21 protein-coding genes and 2 tRNA genes are annotated in these 22,275 nt (G+C 63.0%); 14 read left to right on the forward strand and 9 right to left on the reverse strand.

Going from position 1 to position 22,275, the window contains the following annotated elements; genetic code table 11:
- Positions 1-35: 35 nt before the first annotated feature.
- The 7 genes from FBY31_RS13530 to rpmH form a co-directional block, all read right to left on the reverse strand.
- The gene (locus FBY31_RS13530; RefSeq protein ID WP_327436929.1) at positions 36-1,103 is read right to left on the reverse strand and encodes a ParA family protein; all 1,068 of its coding nucleotides are present in this window, start codon (positions 1,101-1,103) and stop codon (positions 36-38) included.
- A gap of 89 nt (positions 1,104-1,192) precedes the next feature.
- Positions 1,193-1,843, reverse strand: a complete 651-nt coding sequence (rsmG, locus tag FBY31_RS13535; RefSeq protein WP_142041798.1) for a 16S rRNA (guanine(527)-N(7))-methyltransferase RsmG — start codon at positions 1,841-1,843, stop codon at positions 1,193-1,195.
- 21 nt (positions 1,844-1,864) lie between these two features.
- Entirely contained in the window at positions 1,865-2,431 is a 567-nt protein-coding gene (locus FBY31_RS13540; RefSeq protein WP_142041802.1) for a Jag family protein, read from the reverse strand.
- Positions 2,431-3,405 carry a membrane protein insertase YidC gene (gene yidC / locus FBY31_RS13545; RefSeq protein WP_142041804.1) on the reverse strand — a complete coding sequence of 325 codons (975 nt, stop codon included), beginning with the start codon at positions 3,403-3,405 and terminating at the stop codon, positions 2,431-2,433. Before yidC ends, FBY31_RS13540 begins: the two co-directional genes overlap by 1 nt.
- A 15-nt stretch (positions 3,406-3,420) precedes the next feature.
- Positions 3,421-3,816 carry a membrane protein insertion efficiency factor YidD gene (gene yidD / locus FBY31_RS13550; protein ID WP_200833369.1) on the reverse strand — a complete coding sequence of 132 codons (396 nt, stop codon included), beginning with the start codon at positions 3,814-3,816 and terminating at the stop codon, positions 3,421-3,423.
- On the reverse strand, positions 3,809-4,216 hold the full coding sequence (gene rnpA / locus FBY31_RS13555; RefSeq protein WP_142041811.1) for a ribonuclease P protein component: 408 nt from the start codon (positions 4,214-4,216) through the stop codon (positions 3,809-3,811). The genes yidD and rnpA overlap by 8 nt, the downstream gene beginning before the upstream one ends.
- Before the next feature lie 40 nt (positions 4,217-4,256).
- Positions 4,257-4,394, reverse strand: coding sequence for a 50S ribosomal protein L34 (rpmH, locus tag FBY31_RS13560; protein ID WP_003800212.1), 138 nt, complete (start codon positions 4,392-4,394; stop codon positions 4,257-4,259).
- Positions 4,395-4,862: 468 nt separating this feature from the next.
- Between rpmH and dnaA the strand changes: the two genes are divergently transcribed.
- The 12 genes from dnaA to FBY31_RS13615 all read left to right on the forward strand — a co-directional run bounded on the left by dnaA (position 4,863) and on the right by FBY31_RS13615 (position 18,205).
- Entirely contained in the window at positions 4,863-6,284 is a 1,422-nt protein-coding gene (dnaA, locus tag FBY31_RS13565; protein WP_142041814.1) for a chromosomal replication initiator protein DnaA, read from the forward strand.
- Positions 6,285-6,810: 526 nt separating this feature from the next.
- On the forward strand, positions 6,811-7,935 hold the full coding sequence (gene dnaN, locus FBY31_RS13570) for a DNA polymerase III subunit beta (protein ID WP_142041817.1): 1,125 nt from the start codon (positions 6,811-6,813) through the stop codon (positions 7,933-7,935).
- A gap of 181 nt (positions 7,936-8,116) precedes the next feature.
- Entirely contained in the window at positions 8,117-9,001 is an 885-nt protein-coding gene (gnd, locus tag FBY31_RS13575) for a phosphogluconate dehydrogenase (NAD(+)-dependent, decarboxylating) (protein WP_142041820.1), read from the forward strand.
- A 45-nt stretch (positions 9,002-9,046) separates the two neighbouring features.
- Positions 9,047-10,249, forward strand: coding sequence for a DNA replication/repair protein RecF (recF, locus tag FBY31_RS13580; RefSeq protein WP_142041823.1), 1,203 nt, complete (start codon positions 9,047-9,049; stop codon positions 10,247-10,249).
- On the forward strand, positions 10,242-10,799 hold the full coding sequence (locus FBY31_RS13585; protein WP_142041826.1) for a DUF721 domain-containing protein: 558 nt from the start codon (positions 10,242-10,244) through the stop codon (positions 10,797-10,799). The genes recF and FBY31_RS13585 overlap by 8 nt, the downstream gene beginning before the upstream one ends.
- Before the next feature lie 380 nt (positions 10,800-11,179).
- Positions 11,180-13,270: a DNA topoisomerase (ATP-hydrolyzing) subunit B gene (gyrB, locus tag FBY31_RS13590; protein WP_142041829.1), complete on the forward strand. Its 2,091-nt coding sequence runs from the start codon at positions 11,180-11,182 to the stop codon at positions 13,268-13,270.
- A 57-nt stretch (positions 13,271-13,327) separates the two neighbouring features.
- Complete coding sequence (gene gyrA / locus FBY31_RS13595) at positions 13,328-16,006, forward strand: DNA gyrase subunit A (RefSeq protein WP_142041832.1); 2,679 nt, start codon at positions 13,328-13,330, stop codon at positions 16,004-16,006.
- Complete coding sequence (locus tag FBY31_RS13600; RefSeq protein ID WP_142041836.1) at positions 15,999-16,679, forward strand: DUF3566 domain-containing protein; 681 nt, start codon at positions 15,999-16,001, stop codon at positions 16,677-16,679. The genes gyrA and FBY31_RS13600 overlap by 8 nt, the downstream gene beginning before the upstream one ends.
- Before the next feature lie 97 nt (positions 16,680-16,776).
- Positions 16,777-16,850, forward strand: a tRNA-Ile gene (locus FBY31_RS13605).
- A gap of 68 nt (positions 16,851-16,918) precedes the next feature.
- The gene (locus FBY31_RS23375) at positions 16,919-17,035 is read left to right on the forward strand and encodes a DLW-39 family protein (RefSeq protein ID WP_235013209.1); all 117 of its coding nucleotides are present in this window, start codon (positions 16,919-16,921) and stop codon (positions 17,033-17,035) included.
- 72 nt (positions 17,036-17,107) lie between these two features.
- Positions 17,108-17,183, forward strand: a tRNA-Ala gene (locus tag FBY31_RS13610).
- A gap of 71 nt (positions 17,184-17,254) precedes the next feature.
- Positions 17,255-18,205, forward strand: a complete 951-nt coding sequence (locus FBY31_RS13615) for a DMT family transporter (RefSeq protein ID WP_142041839.1) — start codon at positions 17,255-17,257, stop codon at positions 18,203-18,205.
- 29 nt (positions 18,206-18,234) lie between these two features.
- Here the strand turns inward: FBY31_RS13615 and FBY31_RS13620 are convergent, their stop codons facing one another.
- Both FBY31_RS13620 and FBY31_RS13625 read right to left on the reverse strand, forming a co-directional pair.
- Entirely contained in the window at positions 18,235-19,110 is an 876-nt protein-coding gene (locus FBY31_RS13620) for a glycosyltransferase (protein WP_142041842.1), read from the reverse strand.
- Between the two features lie 123 nt (positions 19,111-19,233).
- A complete protein-coding gene (locus FBY31_RS13625) occupies positions 19,234-20,193 on the reverse strand; it encodes a hypothetical protein (protein ID WP_142041845.1) in 960 nt (319 codons plus the stop codon).
- A 154-nt stretch (positions 20,194-20,347) separates the two neighbouring features.
- On the opposite strand from FBY31_RS13625, the gene FBY31_RS13630 reads away from it, so the two are divergent.
- A complete protein-coding gene (locus tag FBY31_RS13630; RefSeq protein ID WP_142041848.1) occupies positions 20,348-20,893 on the forward strand; it encodes a peptidylprolyl isomerase in 546 nt (181 codons plus the stop codon).
- Between the two features lie 9 nt (positions 20,894-20,902).
- A complete protein-coding gene (locus tag FBY31_RS13635) occupies positions 20,903-21,781 on the forward strand; it encodes a rhomboid family intramembrane serine protease (protein ID WP_142041851.1) in 879 nt (292 codons plus the stop codon).
- Positions 21,782-22,275 lie beyond the last annotated feature (494 nt).

Raw genomic sequence — 22,275 nt, forward strand, 5'->3', positions numbered from 1 at the left:
CAGCCGGGCTCCAGTTGTTGCAGTTCTTGAAGATTTTAGCGTTCTGCTATTTCAGCAGCGGCTTCCAGGTAGGACAGGGCTCCACTGGATGAGGGGTCGTAAGTCATCACCGTCTGCTGGTAGCTCGGAGCCTCGGAGATCCGCACCGAACGGGGGACCACTGCAGAGAGGACTTGTTCAGGGAAGTGCTGGCGGACCTCGGCGGCAACCTGCGCGGCAAGGTTGGTGCGGCCGTCGTACATAGTGAGCAGGATGGTGGAAACCACCAGGTCCGCGTTGAGATGCTTCTGGATCATCTCGATGTTCTTGAGGAGCTGGCTCAGTCCTTCCAGAGCGTAGTACTCGCACTGGATTGGAATGAGGACTTCGTTGGCTGCACAGAACGCGTTGACCGTCAGCAGGCCAAGGCTCGGCGGGCAGTCGATGAAGATGTAGTCCAGGCGCTGTTCGCCGTTTTTCTCACGGACTTTCGCATAGACGTCTATGGCCCGGCGAAGCCGCTGCTCGCGTGCCACCAGGGACACCAGTTCAATCTCCGCACCGGCCAGATGGATGGTGGCCGGTGCACAGATCAGATTTTCGATATCCGGGCACTGGGCCACAACGTCGGCCAGGGGAACGTCGTTGATCAGGACGTCATAGATGCTGTCTACATCGGCATGGTGTTCGATACCCAACGCGGTGGACGCGTTGCCTTGGGGATCAATATCGATGACCAGGACGTTGAGTCCGGCCGCAGCCAAGGCGGCAGCGATATTAACGGTGGTGGTGGTCTTGCCAACCCCGCCCTTTTGGTTGGAAACGGTGAAGATGCGCGTCTTCTCCGGACGCGGCAGCTGACGGCCCACGAGCCGCTCACGCCGGCGGGTTTCATGCGCCAGCTCGCGGGCAATGGGGCTGGAGTCATCAATGGCGTCAATAATGTTCCCCCTACCCGTGGAGGTTGTTTCACGTGAAACGAACAACGGAGAGGAATTCGCTACCAATCCCGGTTGACTTGCAAGGACACCGGAGGCGCCCGAGACAGTCCCAGCGAAAGAACGTGCTGACCCCAGAGACACAAACGGGGGTATCCGTTGTGTGGAGGCTTCGCTACTGGTCACTGGGGCACACTCACTCTCGTTCAGCTATTTTTGCTGCCGTTGACTAGCCTAACTGCTTACCCCGGCAGACTGCGGCTGCCGGGCCAACACTAGGACTTCTTTTGGGACTTGTTTACAACGATGCGTACTACGGTGGTGGGCTCTTCCAGCAGGTTGTCGCCAACCGTTACGACGGATGTCTCAACACCGCCCAGCTTCCGGATGACCTTGGCCGCCTTCTCGATTTCCTCGGCTGCGCTGCGACCCTTGATGGCAACCACTTCACCCTTGCCTGCGAGCAGGGGGATGGTGAGGCCGGCAAGGTTGCTCAGCGCGGAGACAGCACGTGCGGTCACAACATCGGCATCCACATGCCCCACCGCCAGCTCGGCGCGGGTGCGCATCACTGTGACATTGTCCAGGCCCAGATCGTCCACCACTTCCTGGAGCCAGATCACCCGCCGTTCCAGCGGCTCGATCAGGGTCAGTTCCAGGTCCGGGCGGGCGATGGCGAGGCACAGGCCCGGAAGTCCAGCCCCGCTTCCGACGTCGGCAACCTTGCTTCCCTGCGCTATCTCACTTTCGATGACGGCACAGTTCAGCACATGCCGGCTCCAGAGCCTCGGGATCTCGCGGGGGCCAATCAGCCCACGTTCAGTTCCCGACGTGGCGAGGTGCTCCACATAACGCTTAGCGAGGTCCAGGCGGTCACCGAAAATCTTCTCAGCTGCCAGAAGCTCAGCTGGCGTGATGTCAACCATGATTAGCGAATCAGCAATTCTCTAGTCCGCGGAAACAACAATGTGGCGCCCGGCGCCTTCGCCCTCGGACTCGCTCACCAGGCCCAGGTCCGCAACGGCGTCGTGGACGATCTTGCGTTCGTAGGCGCTCATCGGTTCCAACACCACAGCCTCGCCGGTTTTCTTTACAGCGGCTGCCGCATCTTCGGCGATCTTCTGCAGGTGGCCGGTGCGCTCCTGCCGGTAGCCGTTGATGTCCAGTACCAGGCGTGAGCGGTTTTCCGTGGCGGAGAGCACCGCAAGGCGGGTCAGCTCCTGCAGGGCCTCAAGGACTTCGCCGTCCTCACCCACCAGGCTGTCCAGGCTGTCCGACTCCTCCTCCGTGACGATGGAGATGTAGGTGCGGCCGTTCCGGACCTCGATGTCGATGTCACCATCGATGTCCGCAATGTCCAGCAACTCCTCGAGGTAATCGGCTGCGACGTCCCCTTCTTCCTCCAGGCGGCTCGCTGAAGAAGCCTTGGGGGAGGAAACGTCGTTGTCCACGGACTCGTCCTGCTCGTCGATAATCTCTTCAGAAAGGGCCTGTTCAGTACTCTCGGCTGACATTACTTCTTCTTCCTGTTCTTGCGTTGTGGCTGAATGCGCTGTCCCTTGGCCTGCGCCACGGCAGCGGCGGCAGCAGCGGCGTCGGCATCGTCGTCCTTCTTACCGGTCAGGATCGAAAGGGCCGGAAGGCCCTTGGCGGCACGGCGCTCGGCGAGGGCCTTCGCTGCGGGGGATCCCGGCGTCGGCATGCGGCGGATGACAAAGAACTGCTGGCCCATGGTCCAGAGGTTGGTGGTGGTCCAGTAGATAAGGACACCAATGGGGAAGTTGATACCGCCCACACCGAAGACGATGGGCAGGATGTAGAGCATCATCTTCTGCTGGCGCATGAAAGGGCTCGCCATGGCTTCTTCAGACATGTTCTTGGCCATGATCTGCTTCTGCGTGATGAACTGCGAGGCCGTCATGGCCAGAATCATGACAATCGAGAGGATCCAGACAGCCACCGCGTTGCCTTCGGGGTTGTGAAGCAGCGTTGCGGAGAGCGGGGCGCCAAAGATGGTGGACTCGTCAAACTGCGCCACCTGGTCGTGGCTCATGGCACCGATGCCCTGGCCCTTGTCGCGGGCCGTGCTGATGCCCGAGAGCACCTGGAACAACGCGAAGAAGAAGGGCATCTGGATCAGCATCGGCAGGCAGGCCGAAAACGGGTTGGTCCCGTGCTTCTTGTACATGGCCATCTGTTCCTGCGCCATGGCCTGGCGGGACAGCTGGTCGGTTTTGCCCTTGTACTTATCCTGAAGCTTCTTCAGGTCAGGCTGGAGCAGCTGCATGCCGCGCTGCGCCTTGATCTGCTTGACGAACACGGGAATCAGGGCGGCACGGATCACCAGCACCAGGCCGATGATGGACAACGTCCACGTCCAGCCCGATGCTTCCGGCAGGCCGATGGCGCTCAGGCCCTCATGGAAGCCCACCATGATGACGGACACAAGCCACTTGAACGGAAACATGATTGTTTCAAAGAAGTCCATACTTATCCCTATTCGTCAGGCCGCCGTGCGGCCTTCTCCATCAGTCCGAGCAGCCAGGTACTTGTCCGGGTTGTTCAGCACAACAATTGTGGGGGTCTGGCTGGCAGGCCATTCCCGGTGGCCGGCGGGGACGTGGTCCACGCCGCCGGCATTCCATGGGTGGCAGCGGACAAGGCGGCGCACAGCGAGCCAGCTCCCCTTGACGGCACCATGGACGGTAATCGCTTCAAGGGCATAGGCCGAGCATGAAGGAAAGAATCGGCAGACCTGGCCGTACAAGGGAGAAACCAGCTTGCGGTAGGCCTTCAGCAGAAGAATGAGGATGTTGCGGGGCAGGTTCCAAAGGAACAGCGCCACAGCGGCCACAACAGGATGGAGATGGGTGACGACGACGGCGGTGGCGTTACGCACGCGGTGTCCCCTCCTGTGTTGTACCGGCCGAACCGTTGGCGGCAGCCCGTGGGCGGCCGGCCAGGCGGGCCATTGTCGACTCCAGTGCAGCGTTGTAATCCGCCAGCAACTGATCCCAGCTTGCCGACGCGGACGCAGGCAGCGCCCTAACCACTATGGCGAACCCGGTACCGTACTCGCGCAGCGAGGCAGCACCGGCTTCCCTCAGTCTCCTCTTAACGAGGTTCCTGACCACAGCGTTCCCTACACCCTTGGAAACAATGAACCCGATCCGGCTGGGTTCGTCAGCAGCAATAGCTGCCGCATATAACACTACGTTCCGGCGTCCATTGCGGACACCGGAACGTACAGTTGTTGAAAAATCGGTTGCAGTCCTCAAACGGTTGCGGGTGGCCAGCACCTTAAACTCGCAAAGAAACGTCTACCGACAAGTCAGTTATTTACGCCGACAGCTCGGTACGGCCCTTGCCACGACGGGCTGCCAGGATGGCGCGGCCGGCACGGGTACGCATACGAAGGCGGAAGCCGTGCTTCTTGGCTCGACGGCGGTTATTCGGCTGAAAAGTCCGCTTGCTCACGTTAGTTACTCCAGTGGATCAAAGGTGCGCCCACCCGATCAGTATGGGGAAGAACTGGCCGACGCTAAGTTTTGTATATGCACGCTTCCCCCGGCTGCTCACACGCACTGCGTCTGAGAGATTCAGATGGGGCCAAAAAGCGGACACAAAGGACTTCACAACGTTAGGGCAATTCAGGGGCCCTAGTCAAACCGGGGGAGGCCGAAGGCGCTATCCCCAGCTGTGGCAAACGTGCCCTTCGAGCCTGTGGATGAAGTGGCTCACAGGCCGTGTTTTAGAACCACAACGGTGTAATTATCCACAAGCTACTTGCCAGCTATCTTCTAGGCTTTTCATCCCCTAGAGTTGCCCAGTAGCCGATTATCCACGTGCTGTGTATAACCCTGTGGATGAAGCTGAACCTCATCCTGGTTCCGTGCTGGCGGCTGCAGGCAATGCAGGCAAAGCAAGTTTTGAGGGAACCAATTGATGACAGTAGACGAAGCCAACCACGCCAATACTGTCGGAAGTTCCTGGCGGCGCGTTGTCAGCCTGCTGGAGCAGGACCACCGCGTTTCACCGCGGCAGCGTGGCTTTGTCATCCTCGCCCAGGCCCAGGGCCTGATCGGTTCCACCCTGCTGGTGGCAGTACCCAACGAGCTCACCCGCGAAGTGCTGCAGACCCAGGTCAAGGACGCGCTGGATGATGCACTGCACAGCGTCTTCTCCGAGGACATCCGCTGTGCCATTGACGTGGACACAGACCTGGTGCCCATCCACGAAGAGCCCGAACCCGTCGTCGAGCCCTCCTTCTCGCCGGACCAGTTGATCGAGCAGAAGCCGCAGCCAATGCTGCCGAGCACCTCCCACGAGTTCGGCCGGCTGAACCCCAAATACGTCTTCGATACCTTCGTGATCGGCTCGTCCAACCGCTTTGCGCACGCCGCCGCCGTGGCGGTGGCCGAAGCGCCGGCCAAGGCCTACAACCCGCTGTTCATCTATGGCGACTCCGGCCTGGGAAAGACGCACCTGCTGCATGCGATCGGGCACTATGCCCGGCGGCTCTACAGCGGCATCCGCGTCCGCTACGTCAACTCGGAAGAATTCACCAACGACTTCATCAACTCCATCCGTGACGATGAAGGCGCCAGCTTCAAAACCACCTACCGCAACGTGGACGTCCTGCTGATCGATGACATCCAGTTCCTGGCCGGCAAGGACCGGACGCTGGAGGAGTTCTTCCACACGTTCAACTCGCTGCATAACAACAACAAGCAGGTGGTCATCACCTCAGACCAGCCGCCCAAGCTGCTCGCCGGGTTCGAGGACCGCATGAAGTCCCGCTTCGAGTGGGGCCTGCTGACGGACATCCAGCCGCCGGAACTGGAAACCCGCATCGCCATTCTCCGCAAGAAGGCCCTGAGCGAAGGCCTCTCCGCTCCGGACGACGCCCTTGAGTACATCGCCTCCAAGATTTCCAGCAACATCCGTGAACTTGAAGGCGCCCTCATCAGGGTCACAGCATTCGCCAGCCTCAACCGACAGCCCGTGGACGTTGCCCTGGCGGAGATGGTGCTCAAGGATCTCATCACCGACGACGGCGCACAGGAGATCACGTCCGGCCAGATCCTGCAGCAGACGGCCGAGTACTTCAAGCTCAGCATGGAAGAGCTCTGCAGCAAGTCCCGCACCAGGACGCTGGTCACCGCACGCCAGATCGCCATGTACCTGTGCCGGGAACTGACGGACATGTCACTTCCCAAGATCGGCCAGGAGCTCGGCGGCCGCGACCACACCACCGTGATCCACGCCGACCGCAAGATCCGTGAACTGATGGCCGAGCGTCGTGTGATCTACAACCAGGTAACCGAGCTGACCAACCGGATCAAGCAGCAGCAGCGCGATTCCTGACGAAGCATCCATACCTTATTAACAGGTGCATGTGGATAAGCCTGTGGATAGTTAAGGGGACAACCGCGGTTAATGGGCTTAAAACCCTTAAGCCGCCTGTGGATCGCGAAAAAGGCCAAAATTCTTATCCCCATCCACACCCTGTTTAAAACCTGCTCCGCCCACAACCCATGAACAGGGCTTAACCGCCGGATCCCGCGGTGAGAGACAGTTATCCACAGTTTCCACAGCAGTTATTAACACTACTAATCCCAAAAATTTGAAGTCCCTCAAACAACAAGATCGATTCGTCCGCGCCGCACGGAGGGGCCGCCGGCCCCAGGGGGCCAGCGGCGCAACGGGGGGATGGGTTAATCCCGGATCTTCCGGCTAAGCTGTCAGCAGCGCTCCCATCCTTGGGTTTCTGTGTGGTTCAGGCAGCACGGACCATGCAGGTTCAGGGGGCGGGCAACTCCTTGAGAAGCTTCCTGCGGGAAGTTTCAAAGAACACCAACGCAGCAGCAGCTATGAAAGGCGGCACCCTTCCGTGAAGTTCAGAGTCGATCGGGACGTCCTGGCAGAAGCCGTCACCTGGACAGCCCGCTCGTTGTCTCCGCGGCCGCCCGTCCCCGTCCTTTCCGGCCTCCTGTTGAAGGCGGAAGCAGGCACGGTCAGCCTCTCGAGCTTCGACTACGAAACCTCCGCACGCCTGGAGATCGCCGCTGACATCCGGGACGAAGGAACCATCCTGGTTTCCGGCCGCCTTCTCGCAGACATCTGCCGCAGCCTGCCTTCGGCACCGGTCGACGTCGAAACGGACGGCAACAAGGTCACCCTCACCTGCCGCCGAAGCAGCTTCCACCTGGCCACCATGCCCGAGGCGGAATACCCTCCGCTTCCGGCCCTGCCGACCGTCAGCGGAACGGTCCCGGGCGACTCTTTTGCCCAGGCCGTTTCCCAGGTAATCATTGCTGCCAGCAAGGACGACACCCTCCCCATCCTCACTGGCGTGCGGATGGAGATTGAGGATGACCTGATCACCCTGCTCGCCACTGACCGTTACCGCCTCGCCATGCGTGAGGTGCCGTGGAAGCCAGTCAATCCGGGCATCTCCACCAGCGCCCTGGTCAAGGCAAAAACCCTGAACGAAGTGGCCAAGACCTTGGGCAACAGCGGAGACATCCAGCTTGCGCTCTCGGACGATGACAGCCGGCTTATCGGTTTCGAAAGCGGCGGCCGCACCACCACATCCCTGCTCGTGGACGGCGACTATCCCAAGATCCGGTCGCTTTTTCCGGATTCCACGCCAATCCACGCCACCGTCCAGACCCAGGAACTCGTGGAAGCCGTACGTCGCGTCTCGCTCGTGGCGGAACGCAACACCCCGGTCCGCCTTGCCTTCACCCAGGGCCTGCTCAACCTGGACGCCGGCACCGGGGAGGACGCCCAAGCCTCCGAGGAACTGGAAGCCCAGCTTTCAGGTGACGACATCACGGTAGCCTTCAACCCCCACTACCTGGTGGAGGGACTGAGCGTGATTGAAACCAAGTTTGTCCGGTTCTCGTTCACCACGGCACCGAAGCCGGCCATGATCACGGCCCAGGCAGACGCGGACGGCGAAGACCAGGATGACTACCGTTACCTCGTGATGCCGGTACGCCTCCCCAACTAGTCCCCACCGCCACCCTCGCCTCGCAAGTCCCCATCGGCTCCCAGCCTTCGCAAGCTCAGGCAGGGCCCCTCGCCGATGGGGCCCCACGGCCAGGGAACCCTGGCGGCGTGGGCCCAAACAGTTGTTGTCGTTCTGGGCCCCAAAACGACAACCGACACCCAATGCAGAAAGAGGTTCCACCGTGCACATTGGACTGATCGGCCTTGGCAAAATGGGATTCAACATGCGCGAACGCCTGCGCAGGGGCGGCATTGAGGTCACCGGCTACGACCGGAACCCGGATGTCACGGACACCGACTCCCTTGATGAGCTCATCGCAACCGTCCCCACCCCGCGGCTCATCTGGGTGATGGTGCCGGCCGGCGACATCACCGACGCCGTCGTCAAGGAACTCAGCGAAAAACTGGACGAGGGCGACCTGGTGATCGACGGCGGCAACTCCCGCTTCACCGAGGACCAGAAACACGGCGAAGTCCTTGCCACCAAGGGCATCCACTTCGCGGACTGCGGTGTGTCCGGCGGCGTGTGGGGACTGCAGAACGGTTACGGCCTGATGGCAGGCGGAGACGCCGCAGACATTGAACGTGCGCTTCCGGTCTTTGACGCCCTGCGCCCTGAGGGTGAACGGGCTGACAGTTTTGTCCATGTGGGCGGGATCGGCGCAGGCCACTACGCGAAGATGGTCCACAACGGCATCGAGTACGGCCTGATGCAGGCGTACGCCGAGGGATACCAACTTCTCGCGTCCAAGGACATCATCAACGACCTGCACGGAACGTTCCGCGCCTGGCAAAAGGGCACCGTGGTCAGGTCCTGGCTGCTGGACCTCCTGGTCAAAGCGCTGGACGAGGACCCGGGACTGCAGAACATTGACGACTACGTCGAGGACTCGGGCGAAGGCAGGTGGACTGTGGAAGAAGCCATCGCCAACGCCATTCCCGCGCCGGCCATCACCGCCGCCCTGTTTGCCCGCTTCGAGTCCCGCGAGGACAGCTCCCCGGCCATGAAGATGGTGTCCGCCCTGCGCCACCAGTTCGGCGGGCACGCAACCCGTCCTGCCAAGTAGCAGCCAGCGGGGACCCGCGAGGTCCCCAGAATTGCCGAAAACCGCGTGTACATAGAACACCTCTCGCTGACTGATTTCCGCAGCTACGCCCAGGTTGACCTTGCCCTGGGCCCGGGCGTCACCGTCCTGGTGGGATACAACGGCATCGGCAAAACCAACCTGATGGAGGCCATCGGCTATCTGGCCACCCTCAGTTCCCACCGGGTCAGCTCTGACGGGCCGCTGCTGCGGTTCGGCGCCGACCGTGCACTGGTCCGGGCCCGGCTGGTCCGCGGCGGGCAGGTCACGGTCCTCGAATTGGAAATCAATGCGGGGCGGGCCAACCGCGGCCGGATCAACCGCAGCAACCCGGTCCGGGCCCGCGACCTGCTGGGCATCTGCCAGACGGTGCTCTTTGCACCGGAGGACCTGGCCCTGGTCAAAGGCGATCCGTCGAACCGCCGCCGGTTCCTGGATGAACTCCTCGCCAGCCTGATCCCTCACCACGCCGCCACCCGCAGTGATTACGACCGGGTACTGAAACAGCGCAACGCGCTGCTGAAGTCTGCCCGGGCGGGCAAATTCACGTCAGCCCATGAAGCAACACTGGATGTGTGGGATCAGCACATGGCCAAAGCCGGCGCTGAACTGCTGCACGCCAGGCTTGAGCTCGTGGAGCGCCTCCGCCCGCACCTGGCCCGGGCCTATGCCGAGCTCACCGACGCCTCCAAGCCCGCTGACGCCGTCTACCGGTCCACGCTCCAGAACCAGATGGACGACGACGGCGCCCCGGAGTTGCGAGCTGCCGGCAACGGAGCCGGAGGTAGTTCGGCGGACGTCGAGGACCTGCGCCGGCTCACCGTGGAGGAACTGACGGAGCGCTATGTGCGAGCCTTCGCCGACGCGCGACGGAAGGAACGGGAGCGCGGCATCTCGCTGGTGGGTCCCCACCGCGACGAACTGGAACTGATCCTTGGCCAGGCTCCCGCCAAGGGGTATGCCTCCCACGGTGAAACGTGGTCCATGTGCCTTGCACTGCGGCTCGCTTCGTACTACGTGATGCTGGACGATGCCCGGACCGGCGGTTCCGCTCCCATCCTGATCCTCGATGACGTTTTTGCCGAGCTGGACGTGCAGCGCAGGCGTAAACTGGCGGCAATAGTCTCGGGTGCGGAACAGGTCCTGGTGACCGCCGCCGTCGACGCCGATATCCCGGAAGAGCTGTCCGGACGGCGGGTGAAGGTCATCGCGGGAGGAATCGATGGGTAGGGACGAAAAAGACGCCGCCCGGCAGCCCGGCCGCGACCCCGACAACATTGATGCGCCGCAGGCCGCCCTGAACAGAATGCGCGAGGCCGCCGCCGCCCGTGGCGAGATCCGCAGGGCCGCGTCGCGCCCCGGATCCCAAAAAGCCAAACGCGGTATCCGGGACACCCACGGTTTCAGCCAGTTCCACGCCACCGGCCGCGATCCCCTCGGACTGGGCAAAGTAGTGGGCCGCCTGGTGGCAGAACGCGGCTGGACGTCGCCGGTTGCCGTTGGTTCGGTTATGGCTGAGTGGGCCACGCTGGTGGGTCCTGAAATCTCGGCACACTGCACGCCCGAAAGCTTCACGGACACCACGCTGCACGTCAGGTGTGATTCAACGGCCTGGGCCACGCAGCTCCGGCTCCTCAGCATGAGCCTGCTCGAGAAATTCCGGGTGGAGCTGGGCGACGGGGTGGTCACGAGCATCCAGGTCCTGGGCCCCTCCGCACCGAGCTGGCGCAAGGGCGGCCGGACAGTTAACGGCCGGGGACCCCGGGACACTTACGGATAGCCCGCCGCCGGACTCTTGAAAATCCTCTGATCGCCGTGTAGCGCCCTGGAAGGGCCCGAGGGCGTATAGGCACCCGCAGACCGGAGTTTTGGAGCGCCCTAGGCGTGGTCTACGGCCTGCAACAGGCATACTGACCGGCATCCACGGCCCCGGAATGCGGGGATCCGGGGTGTTTCGCGGTAGAATCGTTGTAGATAACTGGGCGCCGGTGAAACGTTGACTGAGTCCGTTCTCCGCACGCTACCAGCATGCGGATTACGGATCCCACCATCAGCTAAGAGCCGACGCCATAAGTTTGCGCCTGTTGGCGGATGGCTTTTCCGTGCGTGGAGGAGCTTTCCAGCCGGCCATCATCGAGAACAGAGGAGTCGACAGCGCCTGTGGCTAACGACAATACAGATATTCTGGCAGTTGAACCCGCAGTCGAGGATGCCCGCACGCCTGACACCCCGGCGGAAGCAGCCACACCGCGCGAGTACGGCGCCAGCGACATTACTGTCCTTGAGGGCCTGGAAGCTGTCCGGAAGCGCCCGGGTATGTACATCGGCTCCACCGGACCCCGCGGACTCCACCACCTGGTCTACGAAGTGGTGGACAACTCCGTCGATGAGGCCCTGGCCGGCTACTGCACGCATATCGAGGTTGTGCTGCAGGCCGACGGCGGCGTGAAGGTTGTTGACGACGGCCGCGGTATCCCTGTGGACATGCACCCCACCGAGCACAAACCCACGGTTGAAGTGGTGATGACCATCCTGCACGCGGGCGGCAAGTTCGGCGGCGGCGGCTACGCCGTGTCCGGCGGCCTGCACGGTGTGGGCATCTCCGTTGTCAACGCACTCTCCAGCAGGGTGGACACCGAGGTCCGCCGCCAGGGCCACGTCTGGCGGATGTCCTTCGCCGACGGCGGCAAGCCCCAGGGCAGCCTGGTGCAGGGTGAAGAAACGGACCTCACCGGGACCACCCAGACGTTCTATCCGGACCCGGCGATCTTTGAGACCACCGAGTTCGATTTCGAGACCCTCCGTGCCCGCTTCCAGCAGATGGCCTTCCTCAACAAGGGCCTGCGCATCACGCTGACCGACGAACGCACCTCCGCCAGCGACAACGAAGCCGATGCCGACCTGGACCTGGACGGCGTTGTCACAGAAGGCGAAGTCAGCGCGGAGCACCGGACCGTGGTCTACCAGTACAACGAGGGCCTGCTGGACTACGTCAAGCACCTGAATTCAGGCAAGAAGGTGGAAGTAGTCCACGAGGACGTCATCGCCTTCGAAACCGAGGACACGGAACGCAAGATTGCCCTGGAAATGGCGATGCAGTGGACCAATGCCTACTCAGAGAGCGTCCACACCTACGCCAACACCATCAACACCCATGAGGGCGGCACCCACGAAGAGGGTTTCCGCGCTGCCATGACGTCCCTGATCAACCGCTATGCGCGCGAAAAGGGCATCATCAAGGAAAAGGACGACAACCTCACTGGCGATGACATCCGTGAGGGCCTCACCGCCGTCATTTCCGTCAAGCTCGCAGAGCCGCAGTTCGAGGGCCAGACCAAGACCAAGCTGGGCAACTCCGAGGTCAAGGGCTTCGTCCAGCGCGTGGTGACCGACGGGCTTGGCGACTGGCTCGAACGCAACCCCGGCCCCGCCCGCGACGTCATCCGCAAGGCCATCTCTGCAGCGCAGGCCCGCATGGCTGCACGCAAAGCCCGGGACAACGCCCGGCGCAAGAGCCCGCTGGAATCCTTCGGGATGCCGGGCAAGCTGTCCGACTGCTCCTCCAAGAACCCGGAGAAGTGCGAGGTCTACATCGTGGAGGGTGACTCCGCAGGCGGCTCCGCCAAGCGCGGCCGCAACCCGGAGACCCAGGCCATCCTGCCCCTCCGCGGCAAGATCCTGAACGTGGAGCGTGCCCGGCTGGACAAGGCCCTGGGCAACACGGAAGTCCAGTCAATGATCACGGCCTTCGGAACCGGCATCGGTGAAGACTTCGATCTCTCCAAGCTTCGGTACCACAAGATCGTCCTGATGGCCGACGCCGATGTGGACGGCCAGCACATCACCACCCTGCTGATGACGCTGCTGTTCCGCTACATGCGGCCATTGATCGAAAACGGCTACGTCTACCTGGCCCAGCCGCCGCTGTACCGCATCAAGTGGTCCAATGCTGCCCACGATTACGTGTACAGCGACAAGGAACGCGATGCCAAGCTCCTCGCCGGGCAGGCAGCCGGGCGCCGCATCCCCAAGGACAACGGCATCCAGCGCTACAAGGGCCTCGGCGAGATGGACTACACCGAACTGTGGGACACCACCATGGATCCGGACAACCGCACGCTGCTGCAGGTCACCATGGACGACGCCCTCGCTGCAGACCAGATCTTCTCCGTCCTGATGGGCGAGGACGTGGAATCACGCCGCAACTTCATTCAGCAGAACGCCAAGGACGTCAGGTTCCTGGATATCTAGAGGTAGTTTTCCCCTCCATATTCCAGAGCTGACATATACCTGAAACGGAAATAGAAAATGAGCGACGAAACACCCGAGAACCCGGCCCCTGAAGCCGGGAACCCGGACACCGTTCTTGAAGGCGACGTGCTGGTAGACCGCGTGGAGCAGGTGGACCTGCAGACGGAAATGCAGCGGTCCTACCTGGACTACGCCATGGCGGTCATCGTGGGCCGCGCCCTCCCGGACGTCCGCGACGGCCTCAAGCCCGTGCACCGCCGGGTGCTGTACGCCATGTTCGACGGCGGCTACCGCCCGGAGCGTTCCTTCAACAAGTGCGCCCGCGTGGTGGGCGAGGTCATGGGCCAGTACCACCCCCACGGCGACACCGCGATCTACGATGCGCTGGTGCGCCTGATCCAGGACTGGACCATGCGCTACCCGCTGGCCCTGGGCCAAGGCAACTTCGGTTCGCCGGGCAACGATGGCGCGGCTGCCCCCCGTTACACCGAAACGAAGATGGCCCCGCTGGCCATGGAGATGGTCCGCGACATCGACGAGGAAACCGTCGACTTCCAGGACAACTACGACGGCAAAAACCAGGAACCCACCATCCTGCCGGCCCGGTTCCCCAACCTGCTGGTCAACGGATCCTCGGGCATCGCCGTGGGTATGGCCACCAACATCCCGCCGCACAACCTTCGTGAAGTGGCCGACGGCGTGCAGTGGTACCTGGCCAACCCGCAGGCCACCCGCGAGGAACTGCTCGAAGAATTGCTGCGGCGTGTCAAGGGACCCGATTTCCCCACCGGCGCCACCATCCTTGGGCACAAGGGCATCGAGGACGCCTACCGCACCGGCCGCGGTTCCGTCACCATGCGCGCCGTGGTGAACGTGGAGGAACTGCAGGGCCGCACGTGCCTGGTGGTCACGGAACTGCCGTACCAGGCCAACCCGGACAACCTTGCCATCAAGATTGCTGAACTGGTCAAGGACGGCAAGATCCAGGGCATCGCCGACCTGCGCGATGAAACCTCGGGCCGCACCGGCCAGCGGCTCGTCATCGTGCTGAAGCGCGATGCTGTGGCCAAGGTGGTGCTGAACAACCTCTACAAGCACACCGAACTGCAAAGCAACTTCTCTGCCAACATGCTGGCAATCGTTGACGGCGTGCCCCGCACCCTGAGCCTGGATGCCTTCATCCGGCACTGGGTGACGCACCAGATGGACGTTATTGCCCGCCGTACCCGGTATCGGCTGCGCAAGGCCGAAGAAGAAGCCCACATCCTGCGGGCACTCCTCAAGGCGCTGGACATGCTGGACGAGGTCATCGCCCTTATCCGTGCGTCCAACACCACCGAGGCAGCCCGCGACGGCCTGATGGAACTGCTGGACATCGACGAACTGCAGGCCCGGGCCATCCTGGACATGCAGCTGCGCCGCCTTGCAGCCCTGGAGCGCCAGAAGATCCAGGACCGGCATTCAGAGCTCGAGGCGCTCATTGCCGAGTACAACCAGATCCTCGGCTCCGAGCAGCGCCAGCGCGAAATCATCAGCACCGAGCTCGGTGAAATCGTGGACAAGCATGGCGATGACCGCCGCACGAAGATCCTGATGGGCTTCGACGGCGACATGTCCATGGAGGACCTCATCCCCGAAGAGGAGATGGTGGTCACGATCACCCGCGGCGGCTACGTCAAGCGGACCCGGAGCGACAACTACCGTTCGCAGCAGCGCGGCGGCAAGGGCATCAAGGGTGCCCAGCTGCGCGGCGACGACGTGGTGGAGCACTTCTTTGTCACCACCACCCACCACTGGCTGCTGTTCTTCACCAACCTTGGCCGGGTCTACCGCGCGAAGGCCTACGAGCTGATGGAAGCCGGCCGTGACGCCAAGGGCCAGCATGTGGCCAACCTGATGGCGTTCCAGCCGGATGAGCACATCGCCCAGGTACTGGACCTGAGGGACTACCAGCAGGCGCCCTACCTGGTGCTCGCCACCAAGCGCGGGCTCGTCAAGAAGACGCGGCTGGAGGATTACGACACCAACCGCTCCGCCGGAGTGATCGCCATCAACCTCCGCGACGGCGACGAACTGGTCTCCGCACAGCTGGTCTCCGAAACCGACGACCTGCTCCTCGTGTCCCGGAAGGGCCAGTCCATCCGCTTCACCGCCACCGAGGACGCCCTCCGCCCGATGGGCCGGGCCACCTCCGGCGTTACCGGCATGAAGTTCCGCGAGGAGGACGAGCTGCTCGCCGCCAACGTGGTGACCGACGGCTCCTTCGTGTTCATCGTGACCGAGGGCGGCTACGCCAAGCGCACCGCCGTCGAGGAGTACCGTCTCCAGGGCCGCGGCGGGCTGGGCATCAAGGTTGCCAAGCTCGCGGAAGAACGCGGTGACCTGGTGGGCGCGCTTATTGTCCAGGAAGAGGATGAGGTGCTGGTGGTGATGGAGGGCGGCAAGGTTGTCCGTTCCTCCGTTGCCGGCGTCCCCGCCAAGGGCCGCGACACCATGGGCGTCATCTTCGCCAAGCCGGACAAAAATGACCGGATCATCGAGGTGGCACGCAACAGCGAACGCGGCCTCGAGGGCGAGGAATTGCTGGAGGATGACGTAACGTTGGCTGAAGATGGCGGATCCCCTGAGGATGCCGCAGAGTCAGCAGTGGCAGATGAATCACCGGCCGTTGAGTCAGAGGACGCCTCGGGCGACGCTGAGCCGAACGAAGACAACACGGAGGTAACGAGTGAGTAATCCGGACTCATTTCCCAGGCCGAACACTTCAGGTCCCGAGGGAAGCCGGCCCTCGGCTGCACCCCGCGTGAACGCTCCTGTTCGTCCGCAGCAGCGGCCTGCTGCTCCCGCGGCAGCTCCCGGACAGCGCCCGGCAGCTCCCGGCCAGCGTCCCCTCCAGGGCGAACGGCCGACGTCGGGACAGGCCGGGCCGCGCACGGCTGCAGGACCGTCCGTTCCCGGCCAGCGTCCGTCCGGGGCACAGGGCCAGCCGGGCCAGCGCCCGGCCCAAGGCGGACCGGGGCTGGTGAAACCGGCGCCCAAGGCCAAGGTTCGGCGTGCGCGGCTGCTGGTCAGCAAGGTGGACCCGTGGTCGGTCCTGAAGATGGCCTTCCTGCTGTCCGTGGCGCTGGGAATCGTCACGGTAGTGGCTGCCATCGTCCTGTGGACCGTCCTGGACCTCACGGGGATCTTTGACCAGGTGGACAGCCTCCTCGGTACCCTTGCCGGCTCCGAAGGCGGCGGCTTTGAGCTGAAGAAGGTTGCCTCCCTCGGCCAGGTGGCCTCATTCGCCACCATCATCGCCGTGGTGAACGTGGTCCTGCTGACCGCGCTCTCCATGCTCTCTGCCGTCCTGTACAACATTGCAGCCACCCTGGTGGGCGGCATCGGGGTTACCCTCACCGACGATTAGGTCCCTGCTTTCACCGGCAGAAGTGCCGTGAAAGCGCCCGATTTGAGATCGGGCCGGGATGTGCTGTAAAGTCATGTCTCGGCCCGATGAGGTATCGGGGCGTATAGCTCAGGCGGTTAGAGCGCTTCGCTGATAACGAAGAGGTCCCAGGTTCAAGTCCTGGTACGCCCACGGAACCTGTGCAGGTTCAAGTGGAGGTTTGGTTCGCATCACAGCGGCCGGACCGGAACGGGGAGCATGTGAAGAAGTTGCTGGTATTGGCAGCTGCGATCGCAGGCGTCCTGGTCTACCGGAAAGCACAGGAATCCGAAGCCCGGAAAACTGTCTGGAGCAAGTCAACCGATTCGGTTGAATAGGCCGGACGCCCGGTCCCGGAGCTGGTCAGCAGCCCCAAGGTTCTAGGGTATGATGGACGGGTTGCTTCTTATGGGGGCATGGCGCAATTGGTAGCGCACCTGCTTTGCAAGCAGGGGGTTCGGGGTTCGAGTCCCCGTGCCTCCACCATAAGGAAGTCCCGGTTCAGCGGAAACGCTGGCCGGGACTTTTGTTTTGCCCAAGACATGTAGGGGTGGATGATGGCCTTCTTTATTGCAGCCCTCGGCGTGCTGGGCGTTGCCTCCTCCGGCCCCCTGATAGCAGCCACCCTTGGGGCCACCAGTGCCAGTGCACTGGCCATAGCCTTCTGGCGCAACGCCATCGGCGCCGTCGTCATGGCGACCCCCACGCTCATCCGCGAGCCGGCCCAGTTCGGCAGGGTGACACGGTGGGAGTTCCGCTGGTCGCTGCTCGCCGCCGTCGCCCTTGCCCTGCACTTTGCCTGCTTCATCACGTCACTGCAGCTGACGAGCGTTGCTGCAGCCACGGCCCTGGTGTGCCTCCAATCGGCATGGATCGCCGTTTTCCAGCTCTTCAGGGGAACCAGGCACCGCTGGCAGGTGCTGGCCGGGCTGGGCATCGCCTTTGGCGGAGTTGTGGCAATCACCGGCTTCGACATGGGATCTTCCCCGGACGCCCTCCTCGGTGACCTGCTGGCAGTGGCCGGCGGAGCCTTGGCAGGACTGTACACACTGGCAGGCGGCAAGGCCCGGCAGAGCATGACCACCGGGACCTACACCACGCTCTGCTACGGGATGTGCGCAGCCCTGGTGGCCGTTCTCGCACTGCTGGGCGGACAACCGCTGGTAGGCTTTGAGGCCGCCGGCTGGCTGGGCATTGCGGCAATCACCGTGTGCGCCCAACTCGTGGGCCATACCGCGTTCAACCACCTGCTCGCCACGATGAGTCCGCTGCTGGTGTCCATGATCATCCTGCTGGAAATCCCCGGCGCGGCGCTCCTGGCCGCCCTGTTCCTGCAAGAGACACTTCCCGCAGGAACCTACGCCGGACTGGCCCTGATCCTCGTGGGGCTCGCCGTCGTCCTACTCGGCCAAAAGCCCGGAAGGGCTGGGCGGCGGGGACGCGCAGCAGGGTCCAGGGAACAGGACGGACCTCCGGACCGTCCGCTGGCGGACCTCGGGACTGACTGACCCCTGGTTACCAAGGGCGGGGGAAAGGCCTACTGCCCGCCGCGGCGGGCCGGCTGTGCAGTATTAACGGTGTGGATGGCCCGCAGGAGCTTGGCCGGGAAGTACACCGAGAAGAACACCACCATGGGTGCCTTGAGGGCCATCTTCTTCACGTTGTGAGCTTTGTAGGTGCGGTCAAACCGCGTCACATAGTAGCGGTAGTCCCGGGGTGAATCCTCCAGCCGGCGGGCGGACATACCGGACACCATCTGGGGGCAGTAGCTGATCTTCAGGTCGTGGTCGGCCAGGTGCAGGGAAAGATCGATGTCTTCATGCATCTCGTCCTTCTCGTCACGGCACGTCTCCGGGCGGATGGTCTCCCAGGCCGAAGAGCGCAGGGCCATGTTGGAGCCAAACAGGAAATGGTACTGGTGCTTGGCCAGCTTCAGCATGAGCTGGCGCATCTTGTCGTCCGCTTTGAGGCCGAAGCGGCGCATGGGCATGTCGTAGTAGACCACGGGGCCCGTGGCGGCCTGGACTGACGGGTCAACGAAGGCGCGCTGCACCTGTTCCACCCAGTCCGGCTCCACCACGGAGTCCGCGTCGATGCGGCCCAGGATGTCCCCGGTGGCGTTGTCCAGGCCGAAGTTGCGGGTGGGAATGAGCCCCTGTTCCTTGTCCTGGCTCAGCAGGATGATGGGGCTTTCCGGATACTCAAGTTGCATGTGGCGGACGATGTCGGCGGTCCGGTCCTTGGAGAGGTTGTCCACCACGATGATTTCGTGGGCGGGCACCGACTGGTAGATGGCAGCTATGAGGCACTGCCGGATGACGCTCTCCTCGTTGTATGCCGGGATGACAATGGACACGCGGGCGTGGTGTGCTGCGTCGTTCAAGGCATCCCCAGAGGATTGGTCGGCTGACATCAGTTCAAATTTAGCATCGATCCGCTGCCGTCCCGGGAGCCCGCAGCCGGCGGAGATGAATAAAGGGCCCCGCCGCAGTGAACTTGTCACGGCAGCGGAGCCCTTATTCAAAAGGCAGGAATGCTAGGACTGCGTGGTGTCCCTGGCAGCAGTGGACGTGTCGGCGTTGCCGGTGCTGGACGCGATGTTCCTGGTGGCGGTCTTGGCGTCAGTGGCAACCGGGGTTGTTTCGCCGGCAACGTCCTCAGCCACGTGCTTGGCCTTGTCCGCGGAGTCGGCGTCCGCATCGCTGGCACCCTCTGCCGCGCCGGAAGCCTTAGCAGCCCCGGTGCTGCTGGTGGCCTCGGTAACCTCGTTCACCGTAGTTGCCGGGACCGGTTCCGGCGTGGCCGTGACCGGCGAGGGCGTCTTCCACGGATCCTCGACCGGCTTTGAGGCCTTCCAGGCGGCCACACCGGCGGCAACGGCGGCGGCGATAACGCCAAACACCAGCCAGCCGCGCTTCTTGGGCTTCTCCGGCTCGGCCAGCTGGATGCCCACTGTCCGGCCGGCCCCTGTCGCGGCCGCCTTCAGCTGGGTACCGGTGGCCTGGGCCTGCTGCTGGATGGCGTGGATGATTCCCACATCGCCCAGCTTCTGGGCCACGGCGTCGACGTGCGCCGGGGTGTTCTCGAGTGTCCGGTGCACCGCCCCTGATGCCACGCCGATCTGGTCGGACAGGCGGGGAAGATATTCCACCACTACGCGGTCACGGGCGTTAAGGATGACGGGCGTGGCCTTGTCCAGGGCCTCATGCAGCCGCGGGGAAGCGCCCTCCACGGCGTCATTGATGCGCGGTGCCAGCTGTGCCAGGCCGTCCTGGATTCGCGGCGTCACTACAGCCACGCCGTCAGCGAGGTTGTGCGCTGCAGACTTCAGGCCTTCCTGGATCTTGGGAGATGCCGTATCCAGGCTGTGCTGGAGACGGGGAACGGCCCAGTCAACGGCTGCTTCCACGCGGGGGGCTGCCCAATCCCGAGCATTCTCTACGGCGCTGGCGACTGACAGCTCAAGGTCACGGGCAATACGATCCGATTTCTTCACAACTACCTCCCGATTAATGTGACGGTCTGTGGTTAGCCTACGTGGCTTGGTGTTCACCGGCTATTCTCTCCCCGGATTTTTGGTGGATTTCACCGAGCGCGGAACTGTCCCCGCAGCTCTCTCCACCCCGGAACCCCGTGAAAGAATGGGCCGTATGACTGCCATCGCAACTGCAAAAGCAACCATCCACACAAGCCTCGGCGACATCGTCGTCAACCTCTTCGGCAACCACGCGCCCAAGACGGTCAAAAACTTCGTCGGCCTCGCCACCGGCGAGCAGGCATGGACCCACCCGGAGACGGGCGAGGACAAGACCGGTACGCCCCTGTACAACGGCACCATCTTCCACCGGATCATCAAGGATTTCATGATCCAGGCCGGCGATCCCCTGGGCCGCGGCGTGGGCGGACCGGGCTACCAGTTCGACGACGAAATCCACCCCGAACTCAGCTTCAACCAGCCCTACAAGCTGGCTATGGCCAATGCCGGCATCCGCATGGGCAAGGGCACCAACGGGTCACAGTTCTTCATCACCACCATCCCCACCGACTGGCTGCAGGGCAAGCACAGCATCTTCGGTGAAGTGGCGGATGACCAATCCAAGAAGGTCGTTGACGCCATCGAGGGCGTCCGCACCGGCATGGGCGACCGTCCCGTAGAGGACGTCACCATTAACAGCATCGACATCGAACAGCTGTAATCCCCTTCCATGAGTTACGGAATTCCGACGGCTGAGCCGTCCGCGCAGGTTCCGGTCTGCCCCCGGCACCCGGACCGGCCATCCTATGTGCGCTGCCAGCGGTGCGGGCGCCCCGCGTGCCCGGACTGCCAGCGGGCGGCCGCCGTCGGATTCCAATGCGTTGACTGCGTCAACGAAACAAGGCGTACGACGCCGGAAGTACGGACGGTCTACGGCGGCGCCGTAACCGCCGGCAAACCTTTGGTGACGTACGGCATCATCGCAGCGTGTGTGGTGATGTACGTGCTGCAGTGGATCATCCCCGGCCAGGCCGTTTATGAACAGCTCGCCTACAACAACTTGTTCGCCACCCCTCAATACGGGGCCTTCGAGCCGTGGCGGATGCTCACGGCAGCATTCCTGCACTCGCCGGATTCCGTCCTGCACATTGTCATTAACATGTACACGCTGTGGATCTTCGGCCAGGCCCTCGAGCCGCTCCTTGGCCGCATCCGCTTCCTGGCCCTGTATTTGATCTCCGCTGTTGGCGGCTCGGTTGGATACCTGCTCCTGAACCCGTTGCTGGTGCCCGGGCAAGGCCTGGTGGGAGTAGTGGGCGCTTCAGGTGCCATCTTCGGGCTCTTCGGCGCCATGCTGCTGGTGCAGCGGCATCGCGGCGGAGACACCCGCCAGCTCTGGGTGCTGATCGCCATCAACGGTGTGATCGGCTTCCTGATCCCCCAAATCGCCTGGCAGGCGCACCTCGGCGGCCTGGTCACCGGTGGGCTCTGTGCAGCGGTCCTGGCCTATACCCCCCGCGGACCCAGGCAAGGCCTGGTCCAGGCAGCCGGCCTGGCAGCGGTCTTTGCCCTGCTGGTTGCCGCCAGTTGGATTCGAATCTCGCTGTAGATCCCCGGGCTGCCGCCCACTTGCCACTCGTCCCGAAAAACGCCCCGACCTCCGCCCGGACGTCGGGGTCTTTTTTATCCACAGGGGTTATCCACAATGTTGGTAACTTACACGCGTGTAGTTCACACGCGGTGCGCGCCTTTCCCGCCAACTGGCAGGAAGCGTGCGTCAAAACCCTTCACTTCTTCCACAACTGTGGATAACTCTTGGGGATAGTGCTGTGCTTAAGTGGACAAACTTGGCCCGAAATGCGGTATCTGTGGAAAAAGGCGTGGAAAGCGGGCGGGCTGGACGCGGGGAGGTGGTTTCCCCAACCCCTTTCAACAGGCTTTTGCACAGTGTTAATAACTGACAGCACTGTAGTTCCCTGTGGAAAATTGCCCGGAGTACGGCGGCAGGGGGCTAAGAGCGCCGGAATTTCCCCCAGACTTTCCACAACTGTGGATAACTTGTGGGTATCCGAGTGTTGGTAAGTGGAAAAGACCAACAGCACC

Origin of the sequence: Arthrobacter sp. SLBN-100, from assembly GCF_006715305.1 — a bacterium.
Classification (GTDB): Bacteria; Actinomycetota; Actinomycetes; order Actinomycetales; family Micrococcaceae; genus Arthrobacter.